A 9,181-nucleotide genomic window follows, 5' to 3' on the forward strand; every position below is an offset into this window, starting at 1 on the left:
GCCGCGGCGATCGGTACGTATCAGATCGTATTTCTCCACGATAAAATTCACGGCGTCGCACAGTGATATACCGGCGTCGATATGCTCCTGAATCACGCTATCGTTGCCAAACGGCGTATCGTTGAGCGTCAGACCGTAGTGACGATCTAGCAGATGACTCAGGAGGCGCTGCCAGATCGCCACGGGTGACGGGAGTGGTGAAACCTCCCGTTTCGGGGGAGCAGGTTGTGTTTGCATAATGGAAACCTTTATTGGTGAGTTAAATGAAAGAAAAAAGCCGGGAGGTTTATTCGGTTGTTGCAGGTGTCGGATAAATCGCCAGGTACACGTACCCATGCGATCCCAGCGTATCTGATTCACAGGTCAGCCCTTTCGCGTAAAGCGTGACGCAGTGCTGATGGCGGGGATTGAGTTCACCAGAAACGAGCATCAGCTCCAGCTGCTTCATCAGTACCGGAAACGCCTGGTCGAGATGGTGCAAATCCGCCTCACTGAAGGTGCCGGTGATGTTGGCGCGGTCAGCCAGGTAATGCAGTCGGTTGCCCTCCTGCACCAGACGTGCGCCAAAACAGGGGGTGATATCGCGTTTAAGCCCCCACCAGGGGGCGGCGATATCGTGGTTTACAGGCGGTATTGTATTCGACAATTTTAGCCTTCCTTAAACGTGAATTAATTCAGCGTAACGCTGCGCAATACGACATACGGGCCGTTGCGGTCCTGGCTGCGTTCCGCGAAGACGGCGAGCACGCCGCTGATATCCTGCACCTCCCGCCCGGCATAGTGGCAGACGCTGCCGGACCATTTATATTTGCCGGTACAGAAGCGAAACAGCCGGGACTTCGGATGCTGGCGATATATCGCCATCGCCTGACGTTTGGGGATAATTTTCATACGGTTAATTTCCTGTTGTGCTACAGCCAGCCACGCTCGGCAAAAGACGCAATATCCATCCCGCCCACCACCAGGTGGTCCAGCAGGCGAATGTCCACGAGATCCAGCGCCTGTTTCAGGCGTTCGGTAATGCGTTGATCGGCCAGGCTGGGTTCTGCCTCTCCGGAAGGATGATTGTGCGCGAGAAGCGCGGCGGCAGCGTTATGGTGAAGCCCGGCCTTCACCACCTCCCGCGGATGGACGGTGATGCTGTTGATGGTGCCGAGAAACAGCGTATCGAAGGCGATGAGGCGATGCTGATTATCAAGCCACAGAACTGAGAGAGCTTCTCTCTCCAGAGGGGCGAGATGCAGACGTAGCCAGTCACGAACGGCATGGCTTGAAGTAAATGACGCGCCGGGTTCGCGTAACTGGCGCTCCAGCAGGGTCATCGCATATCTGATGGTGCGCTGTGCGGCGGGAGATATTCCCCCGCAGTCGGGGGGACACGTGGTGATATTCATTTGCTTTTCCTTTCTGTTGACCCGTCAGGGATGGATGTGTTGTACAGTTTCATGGCAACGACGAACTCGTCGTGCAGGGATTCAAACCATGACCATATGGGGAAGAGAGGGGTACCCGTCGGGAAGTGCAGGAAGGGTTCGTCGGTCACAACCTCTCCGTCCTCATCCCTGACCGTTATTTTCCCCAGCGCATCCCACAGGGTATTCAGGTGAGACAGTTCATACGACAAGGCGGGACGCTCAGTCGATGATGTACATGATGGCACTGCATTCCGGGTGACTGAGCGCATAGTCACGCAGGCGGTAATAGTGCGCCGTCATGGCGTCACATTCGGTGCGCATGGCGTGGTGGCTGTACGTCATCAGACAGACGGCAATACCGGCAGCTTCAGCGCTGAGCTCACCACCGTTGCCATTCAGGGTGTTGAACAGCGACCATTGTTCATCACGTTCGTCATCCTGCTCCGGGGTCATAAAGGCACCGCCGTTGCTGAGCGTATAAAAGTTCCAGATACCGCCGCTGTAGTCTGCACAGAAGCGGTCCATCCAGGCGAAGACGGTCGGCTCAAGGATTATCCACTGCGGTATGCTGCCGAAGTGCTGCGGCCAGAATCCTGCGCGCTGCTCGTCCTGTACGAGGGTGGCGGCCAGCGCGGGTACAGAGCTGTTATCGGCAGATTGCGGACGTAACAGGTTGTTGTCGTTAAGGTTGATAATGTCGGTCATGTCAGTTGTTCCTTTTCGTAACGGCCATAAGTGCACTCCGCTGAGCGGGGGCGCATAAGTCGTGTGATTTTTGGGGTAATGGGGGGCCGGGTTACCGACTGGTGATATCTGTAGGTGGTACGTTCAGGTGTAACTGTGGGCAGGATTGTGCATAGCCGTCATCATTGCACCGCGAGGGCCAGATGCCGTCAGCCACAGACAGTCGGCACAGGCTGAGCTCGCCGGGACGGTAGCAGAGATGTCTGCACCAGGCGCAGAGGTCATCGTCGGAGATGGAACGACAGCCGGGCTGGTTTTGCAGGGGAACGGTCCAGACTGCCGTCTGGCGGGAATTTGCCGGAACGAACGGCATCAGCTCAGTGCCTGCTGCAGTTCTTCGGCCATCACCCAGAGCGCCCGGTTGAGTTTTACGTCGCCATCAATGCCGTTAACCGCGCGGGTGTGAGTACGTTTACCCTTTGCGGTGCGTCCGCTCAGTCCGCCTTTCAGCAACGATTCCTGAATGCGGTTATAAACGGTCCACAGATCGTCCTGGCGATCCTCATATCTGCGGGGGGCCAGTATCTGCGCTGCGGTCACCGGCTGATATTCTTCACCAAAGCGGTAGGTCAGTGCGGCGTTCGCCAGGGCATGTTGCGCGGGTGCTGGTAGTCGAAGTGACTGCATGGCCTCGCGCTTTTCTTCCACCCGATCAAAGACACCGAGCACTTCATAAGCCCCCTCAATCACTTTCCCGGCCACATCGCCACGATGCGGTACACGAATTTCACCGAACGACTGTCCGCAGACGAGCCCGTTGGTGCAGATGGCTCTGAACAGCCCCGGCAGCATCTGGTATGAGCTGCTGCCATCGTGCGAGTTAAGCAAAATGATTTCGGGAACCTGCTGGCCGGTTATCTGACCGGTACGACGCAGGCGCAGCAGATGTTTGGTGTGCTCCCGGCGGTCAGGGTCGCGTACGCGTGACTGGCAGGCGAAGAAGGGTTCAAAGCCTTCGCGTTGAAGATTTTCGAGCAGAGTAATGGTGGGTATGTAAGCGTATTTTTCGCTCCTGGAACCGTGGCGATCTGCACTGAATACGCTGGGAACGACCTGCATCAGTTCTTCGCGGGTTAACGGACGATCGCGACGGATCTGGTTTGTCCGCCCGAAGCGGCTGGCTAAGCGCATGTTAAATTCCTTATTGTTGATTTAACGGCATAAACAAAAAAGCCATGTGCCCTAAGGGAACATGGCCTGCTGGTCTGGCTGGTATTTGGCTGAGGACGTGGTGAGTCAGTCCCTGGGGATACCGTGGCTGAGCAGATAGCGGTTAAGCCATTCCCCAGCACTAGCTTCAAAATTCCACACCCGCCAGATCAACTTCCTCTCGCTGTCGCGAATAACCAGCCGAAAGTGCGTCCCCTGGTCGTCTTCTATAGTGACGTTGTGGTAAAGCGCGACCAAGGTTTCAGCCTGTCGGCGGGTGAATGGCCCTGGTGGTAACAACGTATCATCAGTGGCTTGCATATTCAGTTCCTGATGAATGTCATAAAACAAAATGCCCCGCTCAGTGAGCAGAGCATCAGTGGGGGGCTCTGTGTGTGGCAATAAGTCGCAGTATCTGCGCCATCAGCGCCGTGATTAAGGCACATGCGAGCAGGGCTGCCGTCTGCTTGGCGATATCAATGCTGCCTTCGTCGTAGCCTTCTTCGCGAAAATGGTCTTCCACAAACTGCTGTGCCCGGCTGCTGGCGCACCATGTCAGCACCTGATACAGGGTGTTGAGCACAATTTTCAGTAATGTCATTGAGTTAAATCTCAGGAGGAACCCGTGCGGATGAGGGGCATTCAGGGATGCCCCTGCCGGGTAAAGAAGGGAGAAACGGCGTTACTGCGGTGACGGAGATTCTGGCGGCACGGGGGGCTGACCATGAATAATCCGGTGTTTTGCCAGCGCCGGCGGCATATTGTTGATGCAGTACGTAATGTAGAAGACGTTGAAAATAACGGTATAAAACGCGTTCATCTTCAGGTCAAAGCGGAAGGTGTTCAGCGCATAGTGGTGCAGCGCGGCTCTGGCCTTAAAGGCCCAGACGATGTACATCACGCCACAGGCCAGCGACAGTATGCCGCTTAAGGCCAGCAGCGTGTCACTGCCCGTGTCGTAGCCCGCCAGGTCCGGCGAGGCCATCACACCGAACTGCCGCCCGAGCCCAAAGCACACGGCCAGCCAGATAACGAGGATATCGCTGCTTACCGGGTAACCGGTAGTATCGCTGATAATCTGCTGCTTTCGGTACAGCCAGAGCAGCGGCCAGATGCCGCAGGTGGCGATAGTGAGCAGCACAAAATTCAGGGTTGGGGTCGCCAGTCGCTGGCTGAGGGTGGAAATATCGGTCATATCGTATTTGTCCTTGATGCGTTGTACAGTGAGACGGGAAGTATCATGCTGAACGGGAGGCTATCCGGCGGTGAGCGTCGTGCATTCGGGCATATCAGCCAGAACCTTGTGGACGTTTCCGGCCGAAGGTGTAAAGTGCCCCACTGGTTTGTCGTTGACGTAAACGTCAAATGACGTTGCCTTTCTGATGGCATCAATGAACGACACCCAGGCATTGTCGCCGTTACGCCAGCCGAGGGATGACGGCAACGGGAACGTCTGGTCGTCCGTCACCACGGTGATGGCGGTTTTCTCATCCTGTGAATCGGCACCGCTGCCGTCAGGCAGGGTGAGCATGACGTGGTGCTGCAGGGTATTCTGGTCGTCAGGGTTGCCGGTGCAGTTCAGATTCAGCATCACCTTTTCGGGGCTGGTGATGATGTACTCGGTGACGCCCATACCGAAGCCACTGCTCCACATATTGGGGACTGCCTGTGCCGTCATGGCGAAGGCCAGTAACCACACCGGCAGGATGATGTTAATTAAGCGCATGGTGATTTCCTTCTGAGTCAAAAAGAGTGCTGATGGTTGCAGGGTTACATAAGTTGTTTACCCACAGCGATAAGCCCGGCCAGCCAGCCGATACACTGTGGGCCGATAAGCCAGAACAGACGGGCTTTCAGCAGTCCGGTCATTCCCTCTCGGGTATAAACCGCATCGGGCATCAGCCACAGTCGCAGAGCGGCACCGGCTGTCATACCGACACCCGGCCCCAGGGTCATCCAGAACAGATACCCCATTCCCTGACCAAAACTGCGAATTTCGCCGGTGGCGCTGAAAACGTTAAACAGCACCACGACCAGCGCGATGCCAAAAGCAATACTGAAATACTTAATGACGAGCGCCATTAACGGGTTCCTTTTGTTGTTGAATCATCCGGATCGGTATCGTTGTATACATCCGATATTTATTGCTTACGGCACTGCTGCGCCGCGCTGAGCATGTTGTTCATAAAGCCCGGAGGGACATAGCCGTACTGCAGGTTCATTTTGCGCAGCTCGCCGTGGGGGTATTTCGTCTGCAGGATGTCGTAAACGCAGCCGCAAAGGGCGGTTGTGCCGCCACCGGATTTACAGCCCCGGATAAACTCGCTTTCGGCTTTGGATTTCGCATCACCGCAGCCACTGAGTACCCCTGTCGATAACACCAGGCAGATCGCGGAAAAATAACGTACCGAACGGAGTGAACCGCCAGCAAGGGAAATGTTCATTGTTATATCCTTGAATAAAAAGAGGGTTGAGTTTGATAAAACGGGCTAAAGACCATCCTGTTGGGGGATGCCTTCATCCTGCAATCCGTGGCTGATGTCGTTAACCACCGTGTCCGGGTCAAGCGTGATGGTCGCCAGATGCTTTCCGGTATCGGGAGTCCCCCGGTACACATCGAGCGCGGCAAAGGGTTTGCTGTCATCATCCGAACCGGCAGAGACCTGGTAAGTGGTATCGCCATTACGGACGGTAAACTCCTGCAGGCTGATAACCTGGTTGCTCTGGTACGCGTAGCCCGTCGTCTGAGCCGGAACGGTAATATTCATTTCCTTATGCTCAGCGCCAGTCTTACCGAATGAATACGATACCGACGGGGTGATGATGCAGATTTCGACCTCCTTTTTGTGGTTCAGGGTCTGTGCATAAAAGACGGGCTTTGCGCAGCGCTGATAATGTGCGTCGCGCAGGGCGTCAGGTGTGTCTGCGTGCGCCGCAGGCAATAAGGCCAGCGTCAGTCCGCAGCCCGTCAGCAACATGGCTGTGATGTGTTTCATGAGTTGACTCCGTTTAGTCTGGGGTTGGCTTCGGGAGGGGAGCCCCGGAAGGAATGAATAACGTTGCTGATGAAGCGAAAATGCGGCAGCGCGGAGATAAACTCTTCGCTGGCCGTCAGGGCATCAAGCTCAGGTTTGGTGCGAAAGGACGTTTCCAGAACCGTGACGGCATTGATTTCTTCCATCCTGAACACCTGAAGTGTTCTGGCGCGAGTAGTGACCAGAAACCAGTTTTTGCTCTGGAAGATCAGACGGTGTGGCGCCACGGTTTCATGGCTGCGCCCGTTAACCTGCAGCGTGACGGCGCGATGATCGCGAATGGCTTCTGCCAGCAGTAAAAATGACGCTGACTGTGTGACTGCCGACGGTAAGCCTCCGTGCCCGATAAGACAGGGGGATATCCCCGGTGTGCTGGTGAGCAAGTGGATGAGCTTTCTGTTCTGGGTGGGTATAATCCCTGAAATCCCCGTATTGTGGATGAAGGTGAATGTATCCGGAGAATGCGGACGGAGAGGTCGCCGGGCAAGGCGGTAAGTCCCGCCGGCATACTCAATACCCAGGTGGATCAGGCGCTGCTGGAAATCCCGTTGCAGCGTGCGTTCTGAGACACCAAATTCATCAGCCAGCGTTTTCAGTTCCATGGCATGGCCTGCCAGTAGCCGACTGATGATGATCGACAGCCTGACGGCCAGCCGATCATAGCGATCGTGTTGTTCTTTCATTCTGAAATCAGCCTCAGACTCTCTGTATGCTCCTGTACGCTGCGGAAAATTATGCCGCACCGGTGCGCCACGTTATGTCGTCGCGTTATGGTGGATGACGTAAAAATTATGACAACAACCGTCTTTGGTTAAGTGACTGTAAGTGAAGGGATATAATGGTATTCAGGGAAGGGGAATGATGTTTTTACGACACATCCTGTCATTGACGCGAGGGGCTGAAGGGATAAAAACCGTATCACAGAGACGCCGTGGCATTCACGCTATCGTCGCCGGTGTCTTCTGCGATACGGTTGTACCCCATACCGTTTACTGGAACTGCTGAGTGTTACGGCATATTGAAGGTCTGCTCACACTGTGTGCAGCAGTATTCATCAAATACCGTCCCGTCCAGCTTCTCACCGGCTACCGCTCCCGCCACCGCGCCAGCACAGGCGCCTGACAGAAAACCAATTAGTCCTCCGGCCAGTGTGCCGACCACAGGAACGACGGAGCCAATCATTGCGCCGGCCGTAGCACCCTCGAGACCGGCAAGTCCCCCGGCGGTTGCGCCAATCACGCCGCCCGTTTTTTTACCCACATGACGCAGCTGTATGTTTTGCGAACCGCAATTCGGACAATCCATTTCGTTCTCCCTTGTAACTGGCAATAAAAGCCGCCTTCATGAGCTGGCGGACCGTGTATCAGGGAGACCCGGGTACCGGAACAGAAAGCATAGCTATGACTTAGCGCGAGAAGCATACGCACGGGTATTTTGTGGGACCGTTGACCCGGGAGAAGGAATAACGACGGTAACAGGGTATCGGGACCCCGTTTGTTCTTACTGGACACATTAACCTCCGTGAGTGAAATAACAAAACGGCAGCATTTCTGCTGCCGTTCTCACACTGGTAATATAGGTCTGAAATTATTTTGAATGTCATTTCTGGTCTGTATTACTGCCTCCGCTCACCTTGTTTTTAGCGCAAAGCCCTCACTCACCACCACAGGTTTTTCGGTAATGGTCATTAATCAGCATTTCCAGCATATCACTGATGCGAACTCCGCTACGTTCTGCCATAAAGTCCAGTCGAGTTTTTGTTTCGTTCTTCAGGTACGTATTGAGTGCTTTTTTATCGGTACGGGACTGGCGTAATTTTTGCTGGTTCCAGGCTTTATTCAGGTTCAGCAGGAATAAACGCTTTGTATCCGGTGCGTCATCCCATAAATCAAGTGCGGCACGTAGCGCTAAATTGCGTTCAGCATGGCTTAGAGGGGTAAACCAGGTGCTCAGTCCCGGTGAGGAAAGCGTAAATGAAAGTCCGCCGGTGGGGGCGTTTCTTTCTTCCTGTAGCGATTTAAGACTGTTCCATGCCCACAGTACCGCCTCTTCATCATCAGGTAACCATTTCAGTGGAGCAGGTTTGCTGTAAATATTTTTCCACTGGTCTTTGAGTCTGTCCATAACCTGATTCTTAAGATGATTAACCGGCGGAGCGGGAATAATTATCCAGTCAAAGAAGTTGAAGATAAGGCTCATTCTTTCCTTATGACTTGCCGGGGATTTATTTAGCTGAAGGAACTGATACCAGTTCTGACCGAAAGGGGCATCTCTTGATCGGGAAATGCCAAGCTGATAGTCACTGGCTTCACAGAGATAGCCCCACAACCAGAATGCGGCACGTTCATCACGTTCAAGCCAGTCAAAATGTTCAGCCGGTAAGATATTTTCATCACAGGCGGCATTCATTTCAGCCATGAGTCTGTTCTGCTGTTCTTTATCTGAGTAGTACTGATTGATGAGCTGATTAACGGCATGATGGCAGTTTCCTGCATCCTGACGATTAACACCGTCTGGTCTGATGTTTTTATTTATCCCTAACCAGTCAAGGTAAAAATGACAAATCCGGATGTCACGGCTTTTAACGGGTGTTTGCCTGCCATCATTGTAATGTATTGCCATTATCAAGCGCTCCATAAACTAAACTACACAGTAGTGGTTGGTGTAGTGATTATCGTAGCTATACAGTAACATGATGATGGTTTTATCGTCACTCAAAAACACATCTGGTAGTCATCGTGAAGTGATATGCTGGTTTGATGCGGGTTGGCTAATGGTTTTACTACGTTGCTATCATCGTTGTTTTTAATGTTTTATCTCTTTCTTGTCTCTGTTTTT

Annotated in this window: 18 protein-coding genes; all 18 read right to left on the bottom strand. The window is 53.8% G+C overall.

Annotation, left to right across the window (positions count from 1 at the left end; all coding sequences use genetic code 11):
- Nucleotides 1-237: TA system toxin CbtA family protein (locus DEO48_RS26050; protein ID WP_219933028.1), on the bottom strand; the 237-nt coding region annotated here is incomplete at its 3' end.
- Nucleotides 238-286: 49 nt separating this feature from the next.
- Entirely contained in the window at nucleotides 287-646 is a 360-nt protein-coding gene (locus DEO48_RS26055; RefSeq protein WP_109846725.1) for a type IV toxin-antitoxin system YeeU family antitoxin, read from the bottom strand.
- Between the two features lie 23 nt (nucleotides 647-669).
- Complete coding sequence (locus DEO48_RS26060) at nucleotides 670-891, bottom strand: DUF987 domain-containing protein (RefSeq protein ID WP_109846726.1); 222 nt, start codon at nucleotides 889-891, stop codon at nucleotides 670-672.
- Nucleotides 892-911: 20 nt separating this feature from the next.
- The gene (radC, locus tag DEO48_RS26065; protein ID WP_109846727.1) at nucleotides 912-1,394 is read right to left on the bottom strand and encodes a DNA repair protein RadC; all 483 of its coding nucleotides are present in this window, start codon (nucleotides 1,392-1,394) and stop codon (nucleotides 912-914) included.
- Entirely contained in the window at nucleotides 1,391-1,624 is a 234-nt protein-coding gene (locus DEO48_RS26070) for a hypothetical protein (protein WP_109846728.1), read from the bottom strand. The genes radC and DEO48_RS26070 overlap by 4 nt, the downstream gene beginning before the upstream one ends.
- Nucleotides 1,625-1,634: 10 nt before the next feature.
- Nucleotides 1,635-2,120, bottom strand: a complete 486-nt coding sequence (locus tag DEO48_RS26075; protein ID WP_109846729.1) for an antirestriction protein — start codon at nucleotides 2,118-2,120, stop codon at nucleotides 1,635-1,637.
- Between the two features lie 91 nt (nucleotides 2,121-2,211).
- Nucleotides 2,212-2,472: a hypothetical protein gene (locus tag DEO48_RS26080; protein WP_109846730.1), complete on the bottom strand. Its 261-nt coding sequence runs from the start codon at nucleotides 2,470-2,472 to the stop codon at nucleotides 2,212-2,214.
- Complete coding sequence (locus DEO48_RS26085) at nucleotides 2,472-3,290, bottom strand: DUF932 domain-containing protein (RefSeq protein ID WP_109846731.1); 819 nt, start codon at nucleotides 3,288-3,290, stop codon at nucleotides 2,472-2,474. Before DEO48_RS26085 ends, DEO48_RS26080 begins: the two co-directional genes overlap by 1 nt.
- Before the next feature lie 105 nt (nucleotides 3,291-3,395).
- Nucleotides 3,396-3,629, bottom strand: coding sequence for a DUF905 domain-containing protein (locus tag DEO48_RS26090; protein ID WP_109846732.1), 234 nt, complete (start codon nucleotides 3,627-3,629; stop codon nucleotides 3,396-3,398).
- A gap of 55 nt (nucleotides 3,630-3,684) precedes the next feature.
- A complete protein-coding gene (locus DEO48_RS26095; RefSeq protein WP_109846733.1) occupies nucleotides 3,685-3,909 on the bottom strand; it encodes a hypothetical protein in 225 nt (74 codons plus the stop codon).
- Between the two features lie 81 nt (nucleotides 3,910-3,990).
- On the bottom strand, nucleotides 3,991-4,503 hold the full coding sequence (locus tag DEO48_RS26100; RefSeq protein ID WP_109846734.1) for a DUF4234 domain-containing protein: 513 nt from the start codon (nucleotides 4,501-4,503) through the stop codon (nucleotides 3,991-3,993).
- A gap of 60 nt (nucleotides 4,504-4,563) precedes the next feature.
- Nucleotides 4,564-5,034 (bottom strand): hypothetical protein, encoded by a 471-nt coding sequence (locus DEO48_RS26105; RefSeq protein ID WP_109846735.1) that lies wholly within the window; start codon nucleotides 5,032-5,034, stop codon nucleotides 4,564-4,566.
- Nucleotides 5,035-5,078: 44 nt separating this feature from the next.
- Nucleotides 5,079-5,390 (bottom strand): hypothetical protein, encoded by a 312-nt coding sequence (locus DEO48_RS26110; protein WP_109846736.1) that lies wholly within the window; start codon nucleotides 5,388-5,390, stop codon nucleotides 5,079-5,081.
- A 59-nt stretch (nucleotides 5,391-5,449) separates the two neighbouring features.
- Entirely contained in the window at nucleotides 5,450-5,752 is a 303-nt protein-coding gene (locus DEO48_RS26115) for a hypothetical protein (protein ID WP_109846737.1), read from the bottom strand.
- A 45-nt stretch (nucleotides 5,753-5,797) separates the two neighbouring features.
- Entirely contained in the window at nucleotides 5,798-6,304 is a 507-nt protein-coding gene (locus tag DEO48_RS27310; protein WP_258306219.1) for a hypothetical protein, read from the bottom strand.
- Nucleotides 6,301-7,026: a YafY family protein gene (locus tag DEO48_RS26125; protein ID WP_109846738.1), complete on the bottom strand. Its 726-nt coding sequence runs from the start codon at nucleotides 7,024-7,026 to the stop codon at nucleotides 6,301-6,303. Before DEO48_RS26125 ends, DEO48_RS27310 begins: the two co-directional genes overlap by 4 nt.
- Before the next feature lie 325 nt (nucleotides 7,027-7,351).
- A complete protein-coding gene (locus tag DEO48_RS26130; RefSeq protein WP_109846739.1) occupies nucleotides 7,352-7,648 on the bottom strand; it encodes a hypothetical protein in 297 nt (98 codons plus the stop codon).
- Between the two features lie 348 nt (nucleotides 7,649-7,996).
- Nucleotides 7,997-8,965, bottom strand: a complete 969-nt coding sequence (locus DEO48_RS26135; RefSeq protein ID WP_109846740.1) for a hypothetical protein — start codon at nucleotides 8,963-8,965, stop codon at nucleotides 7,997-7,999.
- Nucleotides 8,966-9,181: the final 216 nt, after the last annotated feature.

Source organism: Enterobacter sp. CGMCC 5087, from assembly GCF_003144775.1.
Taxonomy (GTDB): domain Bacteria; phylum Pseudomonadota; class Gammaproteobacteria; order Enterobacterales; family Enterobacteriaceae; genus Enterobacter; species Enterobacter cloacae_M.

Bases quoted from the DNA above. Each gene is read 5' to 3' on its own strand.
- DEO48_RS26075 (WP_109846729.1), bottom strand. From the start codon at position 2,120: ATGACCGACATTATCAACCTTAACGACAACAACCTGTTACGTCCGCAA.
- DEO48_RS26125 (WP_109846738.1), bottom strand. From the start codon at position 7,026: ATGAAAGAACAACACGATCGCTATGATCGGCTGGCCGTCAGGCTGTCG.
- DEO48_RS26095 (WP_109846733.1), bottom strand. From the start codon at position 3,909: ATGACATTACTGAAAATTGTGCTCAACACCCTGTATCAGGTGCTGACA.
- DEO48_RS26130 (WP_109846739.1), bottom strand. From the start codon at position 7,648: ATGGATTGTCCGAATTGCGGTTCGCAAAACATACAGCTGCGTCATGTG.
- DEO48_RS27310 (WP_258306219.1), bottom strand. From the start codon at position 6,304: ATGAAACACATCACAGCCATGTTGCTGACGGGCTGCGGACTGACGCTG.
- DEO48_RS26135 (WP_109846740.1), bottom strand. From the start codon at position 8,965: ATGGCAATACATTACAATGATGGCAGGCAAACACCCGTTAAAAGCCGT.
- DEO48_RS26085 (WP_109846731.1), bottom strand. From the start codon at position 3,290: ATGCGCTTAGCCAGCCGCTTCGGGCGGACAAACCAGATCCGTCGCGAT.
- DEO48_RS26060 (WP_109846726.1), bottom strand. From the start codon at position 891: ATGAAAATTATCCCCAAACGTCAGGCGATGGCGATATATCGCCAGCAT.
- DEO48_RS26090 (WP_109846732.1), bottom strand. From the start codon at position 3,629: ATGCAAGCCACTGATGATACGTTGTTACCACCAGGGCCATTCACCCGC.
- DEO48_RS26080 (WP_109846730.1), bottom strand. From the start codon at position 2,472: ATGCCGTTCGTTCCGGCAAATTCCCGCCAGACGGCAGTCTGGACCGTT.
- DEO48_RS26115 (WP_109846737.1), bottom strand. From the start codon at position 5,752: ATGAACATTTCCCTTGCTGGCGGTTCACTCCGTTCGGTACGTTATTTT.
- DEO48_RS26100 (WP_109846734.1), bottom strand. From the start codon at position 4,503: ATGACCGATATTTCCACCCTCAGCCAGCGACTGGCGACCCCAACCCTG.
- DEO48_RS26105 (WP_109846735.1), bottom strand. From the start codon at position 5,034: ATGCGCTTAATTAACATCATCCTGCCGGTGTGGTTACTGGCCTTCGCC.
- DEO48_RS26110 (WP_109846736.1), bottom strand. From the start codon at position 5,390: ATGGCGCTCGTCATTAAGTATTTCAGTATTGCTTTTGGCATCGCGCTG.
- radC (WP_109846727.1), bottom strand. From the start codon at position 1,394: ATGAATATCACCACGTGTCCCCCCGACTGCGGGGGAATATCTCCCGCC.